This window comes from Streptomyces sp. CB00316 (assembly GCF_001905595.1).
Lineage (GTDB): Bacteria > Actinomycetota > Actinomycetes > Streptomycetales > Streptomycetaceae > Streptomyces.
Map to the genome: position 1 here is coordinate 497,345 of NZ_LIXI01000004.1, position 18,906 is coordinate 516,250.

The window sequence follows — 18,906 nt, forward strand, 5'->3', positions numbered from 1 at the left end:
AGCCGGTGGCGCGGGCCGTACGTCAGCGGCGAGAGGCGACGGCCCCCGCCCACGGCACGGTCGCCGTCAGCGTGAAGGCCCCCTCCTCGGCCCCGGCCGTGAGCTCCCCGCCCAGCGCCAGGACCCGGCCCCTGAGTCCCGCGAGCCCCGTGCCCTCCCGCCCGGACGCCATCGGCGCGATGGTGGACCCGCCCTCCTCGACGCCGTCGTTGCGGACCGTCAGCCGGGCCGCGGCCCCGTCCGTGCGCAGCGTGATCAAGCAGTGCGTGGCACGGCTGTGCTGGAGTACGTTGCCCACGGCTTCGCGCAGGACGAACCGCAGGCACCCCACGACCGCCGGGGCGGCCTCGGTCCGCGGCGGCACCACGGTCCGCACCTCCACGCCGGAGGTGACGAGGACCCGTTGGGCGTGGGCGAGCTCCTCGGCGAGGGAGAGCTCGCCTCCGTCCGGCCGGCTGATCGCCCGTACGTCGGCGTGGAGCCGCCGGGCCAGGGAGATGATCTCGGTCAGCGCGCGCTGCTCCTGCACGGGGCCGCCGGAGCCGCCGGGCCCGGCGTGCGGCGTACCGTCGGTGCGCAGCGCCGCCTCACCCTGGAGCGCGATCGCCGTCAGCGACGAGCCGACCAGGTCATGCAGGTCCTGCTGCATCCGGGCCCGTTCCCGCTGCTCCGCCAGGTGCGCCGCGTGCTCCCTGCTGCCGTGCAGCCTGGCCGTGAGGAGTGCGAGGTGGGCCACCGCGAAGACGGTGCTCGCGGTGATCGCCGTACCGAGCAGGACGCTGAGCGGGCTCCGGTTGGTGGTGATAAGCCCGGTGGTGGCCAGCAGCGGCCCGCTCGCCCCGACCGCCAGGGCGATCGGCAGAGAGGCGTTCGGCGGCAGGGTCAGCAGGACGGCCCCGGCGAGGAAGCCCAGCAGGCTCAGCCACCGGTAGTGGAAGAGCAGCAGCGGCAGGTAGGTCAGCACCGCCTGGACGGCCAGCAGTCCCCACCGCCAGCGGTAGGGCAGCCGGTAGGGAGGCGGCGCGTACTGGCCCAGCATGACTGCGGGCATCAGCACCAGCACGGTCAGCCCGGCGATCACCGTGAGCTTGCGGAGCGGCGAGGTCGCCACGTCCAGCGCGACGAGTGCGAGTGAGCCGACCACGAGGATGATCAGGGCCCCGAGGGCCACTCCGGCACCCTGTGGTGCTTCTGCTCCCAGGCGTGCTGGACGCCTCATCCGTCCTCCCCGTTCTCTGTTCTATCGGCCTCGCGTCCCGGCCCCGGTCAATTCCCCCGTGGCCACGACGGTCCCCGGGAGGTCTGCCTTGTGAGCCTTGCCCCACGGGCCGTGTCCCGCCGCCCGTGTCCCGCCGCCCTTCGGCGTGCTGACGGACCGTGTGCTCCTGGCGTTTCGTGAAAACTTCACTTCTTCTCCATCGACCTCCGTGCTTGGATCACCTCTGTTTCATGCCCACTACAACAGAAAGTTGTGGAAAGTGTCGGAGCATATACCTCCCGCCCAGGCGTGGGAGGGCTCATCGCTGGCCCTGCAGCGGCGAAGACGACTTCTGCCCCGGATCGCCCTCGGCGCGGCCATGGTGCTCGCGGTGGAAATGGCCCTGATGACGGAGAGCGGCCAGGCCGTGGCCCTCGCGCAGCAGGCCCCGAAGGTCCCGGTCGAGGAGAAGCAGGCCCCCGAGGGGCCCCGCGAGGCTGCGGACATCCTCTCGGCGAAGGTCGCCGCCCAGCTGTACGGCAAGCGGGTGGAGGCGCTGTCCGAGCGCACCGAGACCTCCACGACGTGGGTGAACAAGGACGGTTCGCTCACCACCGAGCTGACGGCCGGCCCGGTCCGCTTCGAGGAGAACGGCAGCTGGACCGATGTCGACGTCGAACTCCATGAGACGGCCGACGGCGGCGTCGAGGCCAAGTCCCACCCAGGCGGCCTGAGCCTCGCGGGCAAGGGCGGCACGCTGCCGCGCTCGCTGCGCGAGGCGCGCAAGGCCCCCGCACGCGACCTGGTCACCCTGGGCGAGGGCGACGAGCGGATCACCCTCCAGTGGAAGGGCGGACTGCCCGCCCCCGAGCTGGACGGGACGCGCGCCACCTACCCCGAGGCCCTGCCGGGCGCTGACGTCGTCGTCGAGGCGACCCGTACGGGCTTCGAGCAGTACGTCGAGATCAGGGAGCGGCCCTCCGAGGGGTACACGTACACCCTGCCCCTCAAAGCCAAGGGCCTGACGGCCGAGGAACAGGCCGACGGCAGTGTGCTGTTCACCGACCGGAAGAACAAGAAGCGGGCCGTGATGCCCGCACCGGTGATGTGGGACGCCACCGTCGACAAGGTCTCGGGCGAGCACACGCGCCGGGTGCCGGTGGCGATGAAGGTGGTCCGCACGAAGGGCGCCATCGACCTGGTCGTCACGCCGGACGCGGAGTTCCTCGCCGATCCGGAGACGAAGTACCCGGTGACGGTGGACCCGTCCACCTCGTCGCTGTCGAACGTCTTCGACACGTATGTCCAGCAGGGCGAGACCGGCGATCTCTCCACCGACACCGAGCTGGACTTCGGCAACCCCGGTACGACCAACGCGAACGGCACCCCCCGTACCGCCCAGTCCTTCATCAGCTGGAACACCGCGCCGATCGCCGACGCCCTGGTCTCCAGCGCCACGCTGAGCCTGTGGAACTTCCACTCGGCCAACACCACCTGCGCCGTGCAGCCGTGGCAGGTGTGGTCCTCACCGGCCGCGACGACCGCCAGCCGGTGGACCAACCGGCCGACGATGACCGCGCTGAAGGCGGAGTCCACCGAGACGCGGGGCAATGCCGCCTGCACCTCGCAGCCGGACGGCTGGATCAACGCGAACGTGACCACGCTGGCCCAGGAATGGGCCGCGGCCAAGACCACCCGCGGCCACGTGGGCATCCGGGCCAAGAGTGAGACCACGGTCGCCCAGTGGAAGCGGGTGAACTCCGCCAACGCCGCGAAGAACCCGCCGAAGCTGTCGGTGACGTACAACTTCCGGCCGCGCACGGGCACCAAGCAGGAGGCGGGACCGCCGTTCTTCTCCTACTCGGGCCTGTACATGGTCAACACCCTGACGCCGACCCTGCGCGACACCTTCGTCGACGCGGACGGCGACAAGGTCAACGGCACCTTCCAGATCTTCGACAACGCCACGGACACGCAGGTCGGCTCCCCGATCGTGTCGAAGTTCGTGGCATCCGGGCAGGCCGCGTCGGTGACCGTTCCGGCGGGGGTGCTGGCCGAGGGGAAGACGTACAAGTTCCGCACCAGCCCCTATGACGGCACGCACTACAACACCGGCTGGTCCGCGTGGAAGACCTTCACGGTCGACACCAAGGCCCCCTCCGCCCCGACGAAGATCGTCTCCACGGACTACCCCACGGGGCAGTGGGTCAAGGGCGAGGGGCAGCCGGGCACCTTCACGGTCACACCGCCGAGCGGCTCCGACCACAACTGGTTCGAGTGGTCCCTCGACGGCGTGACCTGGACCAAGGTCGTTGTCGGCGGCACCGCCGGGAACAAGGCGATCACCGTCACCCCGCCGAAGAACGGCAGCCACACCCTCCAGGTGCGGTCCGTGGACAAGGCGGACAACAAGTCCGAGGCGCTGGAGTACCTCTTCCACGCCGGTTCGGGCGGCTTCGTCCAGCCCTCGGAGGGTGAGCGGACCGCGCGCCGGCTGCCGTTGGTCGCCGAGGCCGAGGCAGGCAAGTACAACGGCGTCTCCTTCTCATGGCGCCGCTCCGAGGCCGACCCCTGGGTGCCGATTCCCCCCGGGGACGTCACCTCCGGCGGCAGCGCGCTCACGGCCTGGCCGGTCCCGCTGACGAACGGGCGGAACGCCCCGCTGGTGTGGAACACCACCAGCACCGTCGACCCGGACGGCACCGTCCAGCTCAAGGCCGACTTCACCGGCCCGAACTCCGCCACCAGCAGCACCGTGCCGCTGACCGTGGTCGTGGACCGCAACGCGGACGGCGCGGCCACCAGCGAGGTGGGTCCGGGCTCGGTCAACCTGCTGACCGGCAACTACACGCTCTCCGAGACCGACGTGTCGCTCTTCGACCTGTCGGTGTCGCGCACGGCCGCCTCGCGCACCCCGAACCGGGGCGCCGACCAGGAGGGCCAGGCCGCGATCTTCGGCAAGGAGTGGGTCTCCGGCACCGCCGCCGAGGCCACCGAGTCCGACTACAGCCACGTCCGGCGCGTCTCCGACACCGCGGTCGACGTGGTGCTGGAGGAGGGTGACTCGATCCACTTCACCGCGAACGCGGCGAAGAACGGGTGGATCTCCGAGCCCGGCTCCGAGGACCTGACCCTCAAGGGCAGCGTGAGCGGCACGTTCACGCTCTCCGACACCGAGGGGACGGTCACCACCTTCGCCAAGGCGGACGCCGCGGCGACCACCTGGCAGCTCTCCAGCGTCCTGGACGACGGCCTGACGAACTCCACGACCAAGGTGGTCTCCGAGACGGTCACGGTCGCCGGCAAGAAGCTGGCCCGCCCGAAGCGGATCATCGCCCCGACCACGGCCGCCACCACGGCCGCGTGCGAGACGACGCCCGCGACCAAGGGCTGCAAGGTCCTGGAGTTCGTCTACGCGACCACCACCACGGCCACCGGCACGGAGACGAACACCCAGTTCGGCGACTTCACCGGCCAGGTCCGCGAGATCCGCGTCTGGGCCACCAGCCCCGGAGCCTCCGCCGCCACGGCCACCACCGTGGCGACCTACCGCTACGACTCCAACGGCAGCCTGCGCCAGCAGTGGGACCCCCGCCTCAGCCAGGCATCCCAGACCCAGTACGCCTACTACGGCGGCCGGGTCACCTGGATGCAGCAGCAGAGCCAGCTCCCGTACACCTTCACCTACGGCAACGCCGGAGCCGGTACGGCCCCCGGCGACGGGATGCTGCTGAGCTCCTCCCGGCAGGCGCTCAAGCAGGGCACCGCCTCCACGGTCGAGGGCAACGCGGTCACCAGCATCGTGTACGGCGTTCCGCTCACCGGGGCCAAGGCGCCGTACGCCATGGGCGCGTCCGATGTCCGCACCTGGGGCCAGAGCGACGTACCCAGCGACGCCACCGCGGTGTTCCCCGCCGACGTGGTCCCCGCCTCCCACTCGGGCACGGACCTCACAGCCGCGGGCTACCGCCGTGCCACCGTCACCTACCTCAACGCGTCGGGCCGTACGGTGAACTCGGCCACCCCCGGCGGGTACATCACCACCACCGAGTTCGACCGGTTCGGCAACACGGTCCGTGAACTGACCGCGGGCAACCGCGAGCTGGCGCTCGGCGCGGGCGAGGAGCACCAGGCCGTCCTCACCGACCTGGGGCTCAGCGCGATGCCGTCGGCCGAGCGCGCCCAGCTGCTCTCGACGCTCTCCGTCCACGACGAGACGGGAGTGCGCAAGACCGAGCAGTTCGGCCCGATCCACCGGGTGGACCTCTCCGAGGACCTGAAGGAGGGCTCCACGGTCCTGGTGAGGGCGGGCACCTCCGTGCCGGCGCGTGCCTGGACGGTCAACGAGTACGACACCGGCCGTCCCACCGACGGCACCGCCAAGGCGAAGAACCAGCTGACGCTGGCCATCAACGGTGTCCGGGTCCGCGACTACTACGGCGTCATGGGCGAGAAGCGCCTCACCGAGACCCAGTACGACTGGGTCAAGGGCGTGCCCACCCTGACGATCCAGGACCCGGGCGGCCTCGACATCACCACCAGCACCGGGTACGACGCCCAGGGCCGGGTCACCTCCCAGGTGCTGCCCGGCGGTACGGGCGGCGACGCGGCCAGCCGCGTCACCGAGTACTGGTCGGCCACCGGCACCGGCTGGTGCAAGGGCCGGCCCGAGTGGGCGGACCAGCCGTGCTGGACCGGCCCGGCCGGTGACATCACCGGCGGCGGCTCCCACCCGGCCAAGCTGCCCAACACCACGACGGAGTACGACCGCTGGGGCAACCCGGCCGCGGTGACGGACGAGGTCGACGGGGTCACCCGTACGACCGCGACGACGTACGACGCCGCCGGACGCAAGATCTACGAGGCGGTGACGGGCGGCCTCGGCCAGGCCGTTCCGGCGTCCACCACCGAGTACGACCCGGCCACCGGGGCGACCGTCAAGGTCTCCTCGCCCACCGGGGGAACGATCACCAGCGCCTACGACCTGCTGGGCCGGCTGGTCTCCTACACCGACGCCGACGGAGGCACCACCAGGACCGAGTACGACCTGCTCGACCGGAAGGTCAAGGAGTCGGACTCCGTCCCCTCCACGGTGACCTACACCTACGACCACACGGCCGAGCCGCGCGGTCTGCTCACCGCGAAGACCGACTCCGTCGCCGGCACCTTCCGCGCCTCCTACGACGCGGACGGCTCGACCGAGACGGAGAAGCTGCCCGGCGGGTACACCCTCAGGGTCACCGAGGACACCACCGGAACGGCGGTCAACCGCACCTACACCCGGGACAGTGACGACACCACCGTCTTCACCGACTCGATCACGCGCAACACCCACGGGCAGGTCGGCACCCACGCCGGCTGGTCCGAACAGCGCTACCACTACGACAAGACCGGCAGACTGACCGGCGTAGAGGACAACGTAGAGGGGGAGTGCACCCGGCGCACGTACACGCTGGACCGGCGCTCCAACCGCACCTCGCTGGCGACCGCTGTCGCGGCCCCCGGCGCCGACTGCCCCACGGGCGGCGGGACCACGGTGAGCCACAGCTACGACAGCGCCGACCGGCTGGTCGACGCGGGTTACGGCTACGACGCCTTCGGCCGGACGACGGCACTGACCGGTACCACGGTCGGCTACTACGCCAACGACCTCGTCCACCGCCAGACGGCCGGCGGCAGGCGGCAGACCTGGGACCTGGACGCGAGCCTGCGCCTGCGCTCCTGGAAGGTCGAGACCGGCTCCGGCTCCACCTGGACGCCGGCCGAGTCCAAGGTCAACCACTACGACAGCGACGGCGACAACCCCCGCTGGATCGTGGAGGACACCACCACCGGCGAGCTGACCCGCACCATCGAGTCGGCCGCCGGAGACCTGGGGGCGACCACGGAGAAGGCCGGCGGTACCGTCCTCCAGCTCTCCACCCTCCACGGCGACGTCGCGCTGCAGCTGCCGCTGGACCCGGCGGAGGCACCGACGGCCCTGGACGCCGACGAGTACGGCAACGAGCGCCGGAGCCAGGAGCCGGCGCGCTACGGCTGGCTCGGCGCCAAGCAGCGCTCCGCCGAGACCCTGACCGGCCTCACCCTCATGGGCGTCCGCCTCTACAACCCGGCCACCGGCCGCTTCCTCTCCAGCGACCCGGTGTACGGCGGAAGCGCCAACGCCTACGAGTACGGCTACGCGGACCCCGTCAACAAGTTCGACCTCGACGGGAAGTGGGTGCCCCTGGTCGTCTTCGGCGTCCGGGCGGCGATCGCCTGCTACCGGTACTGCAAGAAGACGTACAAGGCCGCCAAGTATGCCTACCGCGGCTACAAATGGGGCAAGTCCATGCGCCGCGGGGCGCACCGCAGGCCCAGGGTGAACGGCCGGTCCGCACGCCAGTGCGCCGCCTACGGCGGCGGTCTCTGGGCGGTCGGCGCCACCGCGGGCTACGCTCTGTGGAAGCGCAGGAACATCAACGGCGACTTCGTCGGCGGCGCGACCCTGATCGGTGCCGGCAGGTATCTCGGGCGTTACGCGCGGCGCGGATGGTGCTGATGCCGCTGCGCCCGGGCGATCACCCGCCTGGTTCGCGGAGTGAGTGAGTGATGAAGGTGAGGGGCCCGGATCTCCGGGCCCCTCATCCGGTGCGCCCCAGCGGCGTTTCCGCGAGGAGGAGTCAAGGAATGGGCGAAGGCACGACAAAAGCGTGGAACATCCGGAACAGGGTGGCGCTGAGCGGAAGTTACGTGTGGGCGGTGTTTCTGGCGAGTGCGGCCGGAGCCATCGCCGACGGCGTGAGCCTGGTGAGGGCGGCCGGTGAACTCCTCACGGAGAGGGGCTTCGGCTGGGCGGTGGCGTTTCTCCTCGTGCTCACCTGGACCCTGCCCGCCATGGGGCCCCGGCTCGTCGAGCCGGAGGAGGTGCTGCGGCCGGTCTCCTGGGCCGCGCGGGCGTGGGCGTTTCTGAGCATCGTGCTGGTGAGCCTCTTCGTGGTCGGGGCATTGGCCGTGCTGTGGAGGGAGGGCCCGCTCGGCGAGAGCCTGGTCGCGGTGGTGCGGTCGATGGTGTCGGGCCCGGCGCTGGGCGTCTTCCTCCTGGTCGCCGCCGTCTACGCGTTCACTTCGCCCGTCGTCTGGCCGACGGGCGAAGGGCTGCGGGGGCTGCTGTTCAAGGGGGGCGGCGGCCGCCGCCGTTGAGCGAGGGCAGCCGCGAAGCCTCCGTGCCCGGCAGAAGGTGAAGATCTCACTACCCCCGCCTGCGCCCTTGTGGTCGGATCGACGCTCACCGATCTGCGCCGTCCGCCGACCAGGCTTCCGCGGCGCGCGATGCAGCGGGGGAGCACAGGGCCGTGACGCGGCGAACGAAACGTGAGACGACCGAGGTCGGCACCGCGGTCACCGGAGTGGTGTACGGCCTGGCCGTCCTGTGCGCGGTGGCCCGGGGACCGTGGGCGCTCCTGTATTTCTCGCCCGCCCTGCTCGGCTCGCTCATCGCGGTGTGGTGCGTCCGCCGGGGAGTCCTCGTCGCCGTGGACGCCCGGGCCGTCGGTGATAATCAAGTATGTGATCAGGATGCTGGTGGTCGACGACCATGACGTGGTGCGGTCGGGTCTGACGGGGCTCCTGGCGGCCGAACTCGGCATGGAGGTGGTCGGCCAGGCGGCGGACGGCCCCGCCGCACTCACCGAGGCGGGGCGGCTGCACCCGGACGTGGCGCTGCTCGACGTCGATCTGCCCGGCCTCGACGGGATAGCCGTCGCCGACCGGCTGGCACGGACCCTGCCCTCCTGCCGCACGCTGATGCTCACCGCGCTCGACCGCCCCGGCCATCTGCGCCGCGCGCTGGCCGCCGGGGCGTCCGGCTACCTGCTCAAGAGCACGCCCGCGGCGCAGATCGCCGACGCCGTCCGGCGGATCGCCGCGGGCGGCCGGGCCATCGACCCCAGGATGCGGGGGGAGGAGCGGGCCACCCCCAGCCCGCTCACCGAGAAGGAGGCCGAGGCCCTGCGGCTCGCCGCCGCCGGTGCGCACTCCCGGGAGATCGCTGCCGACCTCTTCCTCAGCGTGGGCACCGTGCGCAACCGCCTCTCGTCGGCGATCGGCAAGCTCCACGCCCGTACGTTGGTCGACGCCGTGCGGATCGCCACGCACCACGGGTGGCTGTAGGGGCCGGCCCCGCCGCCCCCTCCGCACCCCGTGCGACGCCGAGGTGGCCGGAGCCCGCATGGATGTAGGGCCCCGGTGCCTCAGGGCGGAGAGGCAAGGGGGCCCTACGTCTCAGAGGGACGGCGGGTCGGTCAGGTGCCCGCCGCCCCAAGGGGTGACGGCAGGTCAGACGCCCGCGATGGACTGGATCCAGGAGCGGTACGCGGTGACGTTCGTGTACGCCGTCGTGGTCTGCCGGTCGCTGGTGGAGGCCACGCCGACCTGGATGCCGTTGGCCGTCATCGGGCCGCCGGAGTCGCCGCCGGCGGTGATGCCGTTGCCGCGGCGGGCGCAGATCGCCGAGCCGCCGTACGCGTCACCGCAGCCGCCGGTCACCGTCACGTTGGCGACCTTCAGGTAGCGGGACTGGCAGTTGGCTTCCGAGCCGCACTGCGAGGTGGCGCCCCAGCCCCAGACCTGGACGCTCTGCCCGACGCTCACCGAACCGGGGTTGCCCAGACGGGAGTAGGTCGTCTGCACGGAGCGGTCCAGGCGGACCAGGGAGATGTCCGCGCTGTGGTTGTACGTCTGGACGCCGTTGGCCACCACGCCGCCGCTGTGCTGGTCGAGGCTGCCGATGCGGAACGACAGGCCGCCGCCCGTGACGCAGTGCCGGGCGGTGAGGATCCAGGTCGGCGCGATGATCGTCGCCGAACAGGTCTCTCTGCCGTTGGAGAAGAGGCGAGCGGCCCACGGCGCGCTCTGCGCGTAACCGCCGCCGATGATCTGCGTGGTCGGGGGCGGGGCGTCCTGGAGCGGGGGCTGCGGGGCGGCGGTGGCGGCGGGGCTGAGAAGAGCGAGGACGGTGGCCGCGGCGGCGAGAGCAGCGGGAACTAGCCTTGCTATTCGCATGGTTCCTCATTTCGGGGAGCACGCTGAGGGGCGTGTTTGTGGGGGTTGACGGCCCCAGAGTGTCGAAGAACCATTCGGCCGGGTACTAACGCTTTCCCATAACGCCGCGTTATGGCCCGGCGAACGGTAGGTAGCGCCACGGGGCCGTCCCGACCGCCCTACACGGCGCCCCCGGGACGCCAGATCCACGGCGCCGCGTCCGGCCCGAACCCCACGACGGTGGGTGCCCCGTCCGCCTCCATGTGGAGCGCGGCCCCGTCCAGCGCCACCGGCCCCCGAGAGCGTACGGCGGTGGATCCGGCGGTACGGAGGCGGAGCGCGCCCTCCGCGGTGCGGCCGAGCAGGACCGGGCCCCGGGGGGTGGGTGCCGCGGCCACCGGACCGTAGCCGTCGAAGCGGGGGGCGGGGGTGTCCGCGCCGGTCACGGCGGTGAGCGCGGCCGAGGCGGCGGTCCGGTAGTAGAGGTCGACCGACCCGGCGGGCGTGGAGACGGCGGCCGGTGCGTGGGAGGGGACCGGGGCCTCGGTGAGCTGGGTACGGGCGGTGACGTCCTGGCCCGGGGCGTCCTGGGTCCAGTGGTGCACGGCATGGTGCCCGGCGGCGTACACATGGACGCTCCCGGCCGTGTCCACCACCGCGGTCAGCCCGTCCTGCACCTCGCCGCCGCCCAGGTCACGCCACCCGCTCCAACGCCCGGACCCCGCGTCGCGCACCCGGGTGCTCAGCCCCTTCTCCGCGTTCCGTACGAAGAGGTGGACGCGGCCGTCCGGCGCGGCGACGGCGACCGGCACGCCGATGCGGCGGCCGTGGTCGCTCCCCGTCGCAGGGTTGCCGAGCCCCCGCCACACGCGGAAGGGGCCGTCCGGCGAGCGCTGCTCCAGCACTACGATCTCGCGTTCGTTGTCCGAGCCGTGCCCGCCGAGCGCCGCGAACCGCAGCCCGAACAGCAGCTGCCGTCCGTCCGCCGTCACCGCCGAGCCCAGCACCGGCGCGAGCGGCCCGCCGCCCAGGTCGTCCGGCGCGTCCCAGACCCCGCTGCCGGGCGCGCTCTCACGCCACCGCACGGCGCGCAGCCCCAGCACCCCGTAGGCGGTGAGCCGGCCGTCCGCCCCGGAGGAGAGGGCGGGGCGGGGACCCGGGTAGCGGTGGTGGGTAGAGCGGACCCAGCCCTTCCGGTTGGTCAGGGGCCGGTCACCGCCCACGTTGTAGTCGCCGCAGCCGGACGGGTTGCCGCACTCCCAGTCGGGCGAGCCGCCGTACGGGACGAGGTGGGCGGCCTTCCGCTCCAGCACCTTCGGCGGCAGGTTCTTGGGCCAGTGCCGGTTGTAGTAGCCCCGGAACGAGGAGACCGTGAACCCGGGCACGGGCTCCCCGGCCGCCGTCGCCCGCGCCACCCAGCGGATCAGCGCCGCCCAGGCGAAACAACCGGCCGCGGTGTGGTCGGCGTGGTCGGAGTACCCGCGCTGCTCACTGTCCCGGCGCCGCTGTCCCTCGGTGCTGAACTGGAGGTCCGGGTCGGGGTCCAGGGTGTGCACGAGGGTGGGCCGGTACTGCTCCAGCAGCCCCGTGAGGACGTCGACGAGACCGTCGTACGTATACGAACCGGCCTTGCCCAGTGGGGAGTTGTCGGCCACGACGGTACGCAGCACCAGTCGCCGGTCCTGCCAGAGGCTGGGGAGCCCGGGCCGCCCCCGGCCGGTGTGCATCGCGGTGTTGAGGAAGACCAGCTCGACCCGGCGCACCCCGTCGGCCAGGACGTTGACCTCGGCCCGGTGGCCGCCGTGCAGGGGGAGTGCCGACCTCTCCCAGGGCGTGAAGCGGTCGAGGCCGAGGAGCTCGGCGTAGGCCTGGCGCAGGCCCTGGTGGCGGGAGGAGGAGTACGCGGCCCGGTCGGGGGCCGGTCGGGGCGCGCCGGGGATCTTGTTGACGCCGTCCGCCTCGCCCGCGGTCAGATACACGCAGACCAGCGGGGTCCCGGCGTCCAGGGCCTGCCGGGTGTCGGGGTTCATGAAGTACAGGTCGTCGTCCGGGTGGGCCAGCAACTGCATGATCCGCGCCCGCCGGGTGGACGCTATGGCCAGCCCCGGTGCCGGATCCGGCACCGGCCCCCGGCGCCGCGGAGCCGGTACGGCGCATCCGGTGAGCGCGGCGGTCGCGGTGGCCGTCAGGAGGAGCGTGCGCCGGGGCACCCGTATTCGGGACAGGACAGATCGATCCACCACGCCACGCACCCCGTCCGCTCCCGCTTCCCCCGCAGCGGGCGAACGGCCGCCCTGTCCTGCGCACTCCCTGGCTCTCTGCGCAGGTCAGCGGCTTGTCGGCGGTGCCTGCGGGGGGATAGACGGGGATCGCGGCACCGAGGTTGCCCGGTCAGGGTGTGGGGTTGCGCACCAGGAACACGTCGACGGCGTCCTCCCGCTCCACCGCGAACCCGTGCCGCTCGTACAGCCGCCGGGCGGCGCTCCCCTGGAGTACGTTCAGCCTTACCAGCACCCGCTCGGCGTCCGCCCGGGCCAGGAGTCCGCGCAGGACGGCCGAGCCGACGCCGTGCCCCTGGAGGGCGGGGGAGAGGAGGAAGTTCTCCAGCCACCAGCAGCCCTCCGCCGGTCGCAGCGTCACGCACCCCGCGAAGCCGCCGCCGGCCTCGACGACCGTGGTGTGCTCGGGGGCGTACGCGTCCCGCAGCCGCTGCCGCACCCGGTGCTCGTCGTACCGCCCCAGCCGCTCCAGGTCGGGGCGCATGACGACCGCCCGGAGCCCGGCGATGGCCTCGACGTCCTCGGGAAGGGCGGGGCGCAGAGTCCAGTGGGGCGGGGTGCTGGTCGGCGGCATGGCCGGATCCTGCCAGGAGGCCGGACCCCGCCGGATGCGCGCCTGCGTTTGAGCACTCGCTCGCCCGGGGTAGGATTCCCGACTCGATTGGCCAGGCCCGCGCCCCGTATGGCACACTGACCAGGTTGCTCGGTTGAGTGTCAATGCTGCGCGCCTCCCGCCGGGAGGACCGGAAGCGAGTCCCACAGTACTCGTCGGCCCTGTATGGGCCGGACGTACGGGAATCTTCCGGGAAGCAATGCAGGGCGCCGGCCAGGCACCCGGTGGGTGTTCCGCCCCCGGTTCCGCGGTCTTGGGTCCGCACCCCCTTGGTTGGGATCTCCTTCGGGAGATCTTCGTAGAGGGGATGCGACACGCCCGACCGCGTGGGTCGGAGGAGGAGTCCAGAGAACCCCCGGGTTCCAGAGCGTTACGAGAGACAGGACTACTAGTAGCCATGGCGGGACAGAAGATCCGCATCCGGCTCAAGGCCTACGACCACGAGGTCATCGACTCCTCGGCGAAGAAGATCGTCGAGACGGTGACCCGCACTGGTGCGTCGGTCGCGGGCCCGGTGCCGCTGCCCACTGAGAAGAACGTGTACTGCGTCATCAAGTCGCCGCACAAGTACAAGGACTCTCGCGAGCACTTCGAGATGCGCACGCACAAGCGCCTCATCGACATCCTCGACCCCACGCCGAAGACGGTTGACTCGCTGATGCGCCTCGACCTCCCGGCGGGCGTCGACATCGAGATCAAGCTCTGAGGGGACGGGCCGAGATGAGCAAGAACATCAAGGGCGTCCTGGGCGAGAAGCTCGGCATGACCCAGGTCTGGGACGAGAACAACCGGGTTGTCCCGGTGACCGTCGTCAAGGCCGGTCCGTGCGTCGTGACGCAGGTTCGCACCAACGACAGCGACGGCTACGAAGCGGTGCAGATCGCCTTCGGCGAGATCGACCCGCGCAAGGTGAACAAGCCCCTCAAGGGTCACTTCGCCAAGGCCGACGTCACCCCGCGCCGCCACCTGGTGGAGCTCCGCACCCCTGACGCCAGCGAGTACACGCTGGGCCAGGAGGTCACTGCCGAGGTGTTCGAGTCCGGCGTCAAGGTCGACGTCACGGGCAAGAGCAAGGGCAAGGGCTTCGCCGGTGTCATGAAGCGTCACAACTTCAAGGGCCTCGGCGCCGGGCACGGCACCCAGCGCAAGCACCGTTCCCCCGGTTCCATCGGTGGCTGCGCCACCCCTGGGCGTGTCTTCAAGGGCATGCGCATGGCGGGCCGTATGGGTAACGAGCGCGTCACCACCCAGAACCTGACCATCCACGCGGTTGACGCGGAGAAGGGTCTGCTCCTCATCAAGGGCGCGGTCCCCGGTCCGAACGGCGGCCTCGTCCTGGTCCGTACCGCGGCCAAGGGGGCTTGAGGTAATGAGCACCATTGACATCCTTTCGCCGGCAGGCGACAAGGCCGGTACCGTCGACCTCCCCGCGGAGATCTTCGACGCCAAGACCAGCGTTCCGCTGATCCACCAGGTCGTTGTCGCTCAGCTGGCGGCTGCCCGTCAGGGCACGCACAAGACCAAGCGCCGCGGCGAAGTCCGCGGTGGTGGCAAGAAGCCTTACCGCCAGAAGGGCACCGGCCGCGCCCGCCAAGGTTCGACCCGCGCCCCGCAGTTCGCCGGCGGTGGCGTCGTCCACGGCCCGCAGCCGCGTGACTACTCGCAGCGGACCCCGAAGAAGATGAAGGCCGCCGCCCTGCGCGGTGCCCTCTCGGACCGGGCCCGTCACTCCCGTATCCACGTCGTCACCGGCGTGGTCGAGGGTGCAGCCTCCACGAAGGCCGCCAAGACGCTGCTCGGCAAGATCTCGGAGCGCCAGAACCTGCTCCTGGTCGTCGACCGCGCCGACGAGGCCGCGTGGCTGTCCGCGCGCAACCTGCCCCAGGTGCACATCCTGGAGCCGGGCCAGCTCAACACGTACGACGTGATCGTCTCTGACGACGTGGTCTTCACCCAGGCCGCTTTCGAGTCCTTCGTGTCTGGCCCCCAGACCGCTGAGACCGAAGGGAGCGACGCCTGATGAGCGAGGCGACCGTTACCAGCAAGACGTACTCGGACCCGCGTGACGTTCTCGTCAAGCCCGTGGTCTCCGAGAAGAGCTACGCGCTGCTCGACGAGAACAAGTACACGTTCATCGTCGCGCCCGGCTCCAACAAGACCCAGATCAAGCAGGCCGTGGAAGCGGTCTTCTCGGTCAAGGTCACCGGGGTCAACACGATCAACCGGCAGGGTAAGCGCAAGCGCACCAAGACCGGCTTCGGCAAGCGCTCCGACACGAAGCGCGCCATCGTGACCCTCGCCGAGGGCGACCGTATCGACATCTTCGGCGGCCCGACCTCCTGACGGAGGTCGAGACGTCCAGGATCCGGAATTCTTCCGAGGACTGAGAGACAATGGGTATCCGCAAGTACAAGCCGACGACCCCGGGCCGTCGTGGCTCCAGCGTCGCCGACTTTGTCGAGATCACGCGGTCCACGCCGGAGAAGTCGCTGGTCCGCCCTCTGCACAGCAAGGGCGGCCGTAACAACGCCGGTCGTGTGACCGTTCGCCACCAGGGCGGTGGCCACAAGCGCGCCTACCGAGTGATCGACTTCCGTCGTCACGACAAGGACGGCGTGCCGGCCAAGGTCGCGCACATCGAGTACGACCCGAACCGCACCGCGCGCATCGCGCTGCTGCACTACGCGGACGGCGAGAAGCGTTACATCGTCGCTCCCCGTGGCCTGTCGCAGGGTGACCGCGTCGAGAACGGTCCGGGCGCCGACATCAAGCCGGGCAACAACCTGGCGCTGCGCAACATCCCGGTCGGTACGACCATCCACGCCATCGAGCTGCGGCCCGGCGGCGGCGCGAAGTTCGCCCGTTCCGCGGGTGCCTCCGTGCAGCTGCTGGCGAAGGAGGGCACCATGGCCCACCTTCGTATGCCGTCGGGTGAGATCCGCCTGGTCGACGCCCGCTGCCGCGCCACGATCGGTGAGGTCGGCAACGCCGAGCAGTCGAACATCAACTGGGGCAAGGCCGGCCGTATGCGCTGGAAGGGCGTACGCCCGACCGTCCGCGGTGTCGCGATGAACCCGGTTGACCACCCGCACGGTGGTGGTGAAGGCAAGACCTCCGGTGGTCGTCACCCGGTCTCGCCGTGGGGTCAGAAGGAGGGTCGTACTCGTTCTCCCAAGAAGGCGAGCAACAAGTACATCGTCCGCCGCCGCAAGACGAACAAGAAGCGCTAGGAGCGGGTTTAGATGCCGCGCAGTCTCAAGAAGGGGCCCTTCGTCGACGGCCACCTCATCAAGAAGGTGGACGTACAGAACGAGGCAGGCACCAAGAACGTCATCAAGACCTGGTCCCGTCGCTCGATGATCGTCCCGGCCATGCTGGGTCACACCATCGCGGTGCACAACGGCAAGATCCACGTCCCGGTGTTCGTCACCGAGTCGATGGTCGGCCACAAGCTCGGCGAGTTCTCGCCGACTCGCACCTTCCGCGGCCACGTCAAGGACGACCGGAAGTCGAAGCGCCGCTAGCGCGGGGTGGAAACGACTATGACTTACACCGAAGGGACAACCATGGAAGCCAGGGCCCAGGCGCGGTACATCCGCGTCACGCCCATGAAGGCCCGCCGAGTGGTGGACCTCATCCGTGGCATGGATGCCACGGAGGCTCAGGCGGTCCTGCGTTTCGCCCCGCAGGCCGCGAGCGTGCCGGTTGGCAAGGTGCTGGACAGCGCCATTGCCAACGCTGCACACAACTACGACCACACCGACGCCTCTTCGCTGGTCATCAGCGAGGCGTACGTGGACGAGGGCCCGACCCTGAAGCGGTTCCGTCCGCGTGCTCAGGGCCGTGCCTACCGGATCCGTAAGCGGACCAGCCACATCACCGTGGTCGTCAGCAGCAAGGAAGGAACCCGGTAATGGGCCAGAAGGTAAACCCGCACGGGTTCCGGCTCGGCATCACCACGGACTTCAAGTCCCGCTGGTACGCCGACAAGCTGTACAAGGACTACGTCAAGGAAGACGTCGCCATTCGTCGCATGATGACGAAGGGCATGGAGCGGGCCGGCATCTCGAAGGTCGAGATCGAGCGCACCCGCGACCGCGTCCGCGTCGACATCCACACCGCCCGTCCGGGCATCGTCATCGGTCGCCGTGGCGCCGAGGCCGATCGCATCCGCGGCGAGCTGGAGAAGCTGACCGGCAAGCAGGTCCAGCTGAACATCCTCGAGGTCAAGAACCCCGAGGTGGACGCTCAGCTGGTGGCCCAGGCCGTCGCCGAGCAGCTCTCCTCCCGCGTCTCCTTCCGTCGTGCGATGCGCAAGAGCATGCAGAGCTCGATGAAGGCCGGCGCCAAGGGCATCAAGATCCAGTGCGGCGGTCGCCTCGGCGGCGCCGAGATGTCCCGCTCGGAGTTCTACCGCGAGGGCCGCGTGCCCCTGCACACGCTCCGGGCCAACGTCGACTACGGCTTCTTCGAGGCCAAGACGACCTTCGGCCGCATCGGCGTGAAGGTCTGGATCTACAAGGGCGACGTCAAGAACATCGCCGAGGTTCGCGCCGAGAACGCCGCGGCCCGCGCCGGCAACCGTCCGGCTCGTGGCGGCACCGACCGCCCGGCCGGCCGTGGTGGCGGCCGTGGTGGCGAGCGTGGCGGTCGCGGCCGTAAGCCGCAGCAGTCGCCGGCAGCCGAGGCCCCCAAGGCCGACGCCCCCGCCGCCGCTGCTCCGGCTGCTGAGAGCACCGGAACGGAGGCCTGACCGAAATGCTGATCCCCCGTAGGGTCAAGCACCGCAAGCAGCACCACCCGAAGCGCAGCGGTATGTCCAAGGGTGGCACGCAGGTTGCGTTCGGCGAGTACGGCATCCAGGCGCTGACCCCGGCGTACGTGACGAACCGTCAGATCGAGTCCGCTCGTATCGCGATGACCCGTCACATCAAGCGTGGCGGCAAGGTCTGGATCAACATCTACCCGGACCGTCCCCTGACGAAGAAGCCTGCCGAGACCCGCATGGGTTCCGGTAAGGGTTCTCCCGAGTGGTGGATCGCGAACGTCAAGCCGGGTCGGGTGATGTTCGAGCTGTCCTACCCGAACGAGAAGATTGCTCGTGAGGCGCTCACCCGCGCTGCTCACAAGCTTCCGATGAAGTGCCGGATCGTTCGGCGCGAGGCAGGTGAGTCGTGATGTCGGCCGGTACCAAGGCGTCCGAGCTGCGCGAGCTGGGCGACGAGGAGCTCCTCAACAAGCTCCGCGAAGCCAAGGAAGAGCTGTTCAACCTCCGCTTTCAGGCGGCGACGGGCCAGCTCGAGAACCACGGCCGGCTCAAGTCCGTCCGTAAGGACATCGCCCGGATCTACACCCTGATGCGCGAGCGCGAGCTCGGCATCGAGACGGTGGAGAGCGTCTGATGAGCGAGAAGACTGTGACTGAGACCAGCAAGATCGACCGTGGCTTCCGCAAGACCCGTGAGGGTCTCGTCGTCAGCGACAAGATGGACAAGACCGTCGTCGTCGCTGTCGAGGACCGCGTCAAGCACGCGCTGTACGGCAAGGTCATCCGCCGTACGAACAAGCTCAAGGCCCACGACGAGCAGAACTCTGCGGGCGTCGGCGACCGCGTCATCATCATGGAGACGCGTCCGCTGTCGGCCTCGAAGCGCTGGCGCATCGTCGAGATCCTCGAGAAGGCCAAGTAATTCCTGAGGGGCATTCCCCTCAGGTCAGTTCCGCCAGGCTCGGTGAGGTGCCTCCCCGGTAACGGAGAGGCACCCGCCGGGAACCGGCAGACGATCAGGAGATAGA

19 protein-coding genes are annotated in these 18,906 nt (G+C 70.5%); 15 read left to right on the plus strand and 4 right to left on the minus strand.

Annotation, left to right across the window (positions count from 1 at the left end; genetic code table 11):
- Nucleotides 1–22: 22 nt before the first annotated feature.
- Nucleotides 23–1,171, minus strand: a complete 1,149-nt coding sequence (locus AMK21_RS13835; RefSeq protein WP_234421926.1) for a sensor histidine kinase — start codon at nucleotides 1,169–1,171, stop codon at nucleotides 23–25.
- A gap of 406 nt (nucleotides 1,172–1,577) precedes the next feature.
- Between AMK21_RS13835 and AMK21_RS13840 the strand changes: the two genes are divergently transcribed.
- The 4 genes from AMK21_RS13840 (at nucleotide 1,578) to AMK21_RS13855 (ending at nucleotide 9,349) form a co-directional block, all read left to right on the plus strand.
- Nucleotides 1,578–7,739 (plus strand): DNRLRE domain-containing protein, encoded by a 6,162-nt coding sequence (locus AMK21_RS13840; RefSeq protein WP_234421942.1) that lies wholly within the window; start codon nucleotides 1,578–1,580, stop codon nucleotides 7,737–7,739.
- A gap of 128 nt (nucleotides 7,740–7,867) precedes the next feature.
- On the plus strand, nucleotides 7,868–8,380 hold the full coding sequence (locus AMK21_RS13845) for a hypothetical protein (RefSeq protein WP_073877621.1): 513 nt from the start codon (nucleotides 7,868–7,870) through the stop codon (nucleotides 8,378–8,380).
- 152 nt (nucleotides 8,381–8,532) lie between these two features.
- Nucleotides 8,533–8,778 carry a hypothetical protein gene (locus AMK21_RS34865; RefSeq protein WP_143194864.1) on the plus strand — a complete coding sequence of 82 codons (246 nt, stop codon included), beginning with the start codon at nucleotides 8,533–8,535 and terminating at the stop codon, nucleotides 8,776–8,778.
- Nucleotides 8,747–9,349, plus strand: a complete 603-nt coding sequence (locus tag AMK21_RS13855; RefSeq protein ID WP_234421927.1) for a response regulator transcription factor — start codon at nucleotides 8,747–8,749, stop codon at nucleotides 9,347–9,349. Before AMK21_RS34865 ends, AMK21_RS13855 begins: the two co-directional genes overlap by 32 nt.
- Before the next feature lie 165 nt (nucleotides 9,350–9,514).
- Here the strand turns inward: AMK21_RS13855 and AMK21_RS13860 are convergent, their stop codons facing one another.
- From AMK21_RS13860 to AMK21_RS13870, 3 genes are all read right to left on the minus strand, one after another.
- Nucleotides 9,515–10,240: a S1 family peptidase gene (locus AMK21_RS13860; RefSeq protein ID WP_073877628.1), complete on the minus strand. Its 726-nt coding sequence runs from the start codon at nucleotides 10,238–10,240 to the stop codon at nucleotides 9,515–9,517.
- 158 nt (nucleotides 10,241–10,398) lie between these two features.
- Nucleotides 10,399–12,429, minus strand: coding sequence for a PIG-L family deacetylase (locus tag AMK21_RS13865; RefSeq protein ID WP_073877631.1), 2,031 nt, complete (start codon nucleotides 12,427–12,429; stop codon nucleotides 10,399–10,401).
- Nucleotides 12,430–12,610: 181 nt separating this feature from the next.
- On the minus strand, nucleotides 12,611–13,072 hold the full coding sequence (locus AMK21_RS13870; protein ID WP_073877633.1) for a GNAT family N-acetyltransferase: 462 nt from the start codon (nucleotides 13,070–13,072) through the stop codon (nucleotides 12,611–12,613).
- 436 nt (nucleotides 13,073–13,508) lie between these two features.
- On the opposite strand from AMK21_RS13870, the gene rpsJ reads away from it, so the two are divergent.
- Genes rpsJ through rpsQ form a run of 11 tightly spaced genes read left to right on the plus strand, consistent with a single transcriptional unit; the run spans nucleotide 13,509 to nucleotide 18,800 of the window.
- The gene (rpsJ, locus tag AMK21_RS13875) at nucleotides 13,509–13,817 is read left to right on the plus strand and encodes a 30S ribosomal protein S10 (RefSeq protein ID WP_003948644.1); all 309 of its coding nucleotides are present in this window, start codon (nucleotides 13,509–13,511) and stop codon (nucleotides 13,815–13,817) included.
- A gap of 14 nt (nucleotides 13,818–13,831) precedes the next feature.
- Nucleotides 13,832–14,476, plus strand: a complete 645-nt coding sequence (rplC, locus tag AMK21_RS13880) for a 50S ribosomal protein L3 (protein ID WP_003966960.1) — start codon at nucleotides 13,832–13,834, stop codon at nucleotides 14,474–14,476.
- 4 nt (nucleotides 14,477–14,480) lie between these two features.
- Nucleotides 14,481–15,131, plus strand: coding sequence for a 50S ribosomal protein L4 (rplD, locus tag AMK21_RS13885; protein ID WP_003966959.1), 651 nt, complete (start codon nucleotides 14,481–14,483; stop codon nucleotides 15,129–15,131).
- Nucleotides 15,131–15,454 (plus strand): 50S ribosomal protein L23, encoded by a 324-nt coding sequence (gene rplW / locus AMK21_RS13890; protein ID WP_007446738.1) that lies wholly within the window; start codon nucleotides 15,131–15,133, stop codon nucleotides 15,452–15,454. Before rplD ends, rplW begins: the two co-directional genes overlap by 1 nt.
- Before the next feature lie 50 nt (nucleotides 15,455–15,504).
- The gene (gene rplB / locus AMK21_RS13895; RefSeq protein WP_018510594.1) at nucleotides 15,505–16,341 is read left to right on the plus strand and encodes a 50S ribosomal protein L2; all 837 of its coding nucleotides are present in this window, start codon (nucleotides 15,505–15,507) and stop codon (nucleotides 16,339–16,341) included.
- A 12-nt stretch (nucleotides 16,342–16,353) separates the two neighbouring features.
- On the plus strand, nucleotides 16,354–16,635 hold the full coding sequence (gene rpsS / locus AMK21_RS13900) for a 30S ribosomal protein S19 (RefSeq protein WP_003966956.1): 282 nt from the start codon (nucleotides 16,354–16,356) through the stop codon (nucleotides 16,633–16,635).
- Nucleotides 16,636–16,677: 42 nt separating this feature from the next.
- Nucleotides 16,678–17,025, plus strand: a complete 348-nt coding sequence (rplV, locus tag AMK21_RS13905; protein WP_004571827.1) for a 50S ribosomal protein L22 — start codon at nucleotides 16,678–16,680, stop codon at nucleotides 17,023–17,025.
- Nucleotides 17,025–17,864 (plus strand): 30S ribosomal protein S3, encoded by an 840-nt coding sequence (rpsC, locus tag AMK21_RS13910; RefSeq protein ID WP_018510593.1) that lies wholly within the window; start codon nucleotides 17,025–17,027, stop codon nucleotides 17,862–17,864. Before rplV ends, rpsC begins: the two co-directional genes overlap by 1 nt.
- Before the next feature lie 5 nt (nucleotides 17,865–17,869).
- Entirely contained in the window at nucleotides 17,870–18,289 is a 420-nt protein-coding gene (gene rplP, locus AMK21_RS13915; RefSeq protein ID WP_003966953.1) for a 50S ribosomal protein L16, read from the plus strand.
- Entirely contained in the window at nucleotides 18,289–18,513 is a 225-nt protein-coding gene (gene rpmC, locus AMK21_RS13920; protein WP_015610729.1) for a 50S ribosomal protein L29, read from the plus strand. Before rplP ends, rpmC begins: the two co-directional genes overlap by 1 nt.
- On the plus strand, nucleotides 18,513–18,800 hold the full coding sequence (rpsQ, locus tag AMK21_RS13925) for a 30S ribosomal protein S17 (RefSeq protein ID WP_030561901.1): 288 nt from the start codon (nucleotides 18,513–18,515) through the stop codon (nucleotides 18,798–18,800). The genes rpmC and rpsQ overlap by 1 nt, the downstream gene beginning before the upstream one ends.
- Nucleotides 18,801–18,906: the final 106 nt, after the last annotated feature.

Bases quoted from the DNA above. Each gene is read 5' to 3' on its own strand.
- AMK21_RS13840 (WP_234421942.1), top strand. From the start codon at position 1,578: ATGGTGCTCGCGGTGGAAATGGCCCTGATGACGGAGAGCGGCCAGGCC.
- AMK21_RS13845 (WP_073877621.1), top strand. From the start codon at position 7,868: ATGGGCGAAGGCACGACAAAAGCGTGGAACATCCGGAACAGGGTGGCG.
- AMK21_RS13860 (WP_073877628.1), bottom strand. From the start codon at position 10,240: ATGCGAATAGCAAGGCTAGTTCCCGCTGCTCTCGCCGCCGCGGCCACC.
- AMK21_RS13870 (WP_073877633.1), bottom strand. From the start codon at position 13,072: ATGCCGCCGACCAGCACCCCGCCCCACTGGACTCTGCGCCCCGCCCTT.
- rpsJ (WP_003948644.1), top strand. From the start codon at position 13,509: ATGGCGGGACAGAAGATCCGCATCCGGCTCAAGGCCTACGACCACGAG.
- rplC (WP_003966960.1), top strand. From the start codon at position 13,832: ATGAGCAAGAACATCAAGGGCGTCCTGGGCGAGAAGCTCGGCATGACC.
- rplD (WP_003966959.1), top strand. From the start codon at position 14,481: ATGAGCACCATTGACATCCTTTCGCCGGCAGGCGACAAGGCCGGTACC.
- rplW (WP_007446738.1), top strand. From the start codon at position 15,131: ATGAGCGAGGCGACCGTTACCAGCAAGACGTACTCGGACCCGCGTGAC.
- rplB (WP_018510594.1), top strand. From the start codon at position 15,505: ATGGGTATCCGCAAGTACAAGCCGACGACCCCGGGCCGTCGTGGCTCC.
- rpsS (WP_003966956.1), top strand. From the start codon at position 16,354: ATGCCGCGCAGTCTCAAGAAGGGGCCCTTCGTCGACGGCCACCTCATC.
- rplV (WP_004571827.1), top strand. From the start codon at position 16,678: ATGGAAGCCAGGGCCCAGGCGCGGTACATCCGCGTCACGCCCATGAAG.
- rpsC (WP_018510593.1), top strand. From the start codon at position 17,025: ATGGGCCAGAAGGTAAACCCGCACGGGTTCCGGCTCGGCATCACCACG.
- rplP (WP_003966953.1), top strand. From the start codon at position 17,870: ATGCTGATCCCCCGTAGGGTCAAGCACCGCAAGCAGCACCACCCGAAG.
- rpmC (WP_015610729.1), top strand. From the start codon at position 18,289: ATGTCGGCCGGTACCAAGGCGTCCGAGCTGCGCGAGCTGGGCGACGAG.
- rpsQ (WP_030561901.1), top strand. From the start codon at position 18,513: ATGAGCGAGAAGACTGTGACTGAGACCAGCAAGATCGACCGTGGCTTC.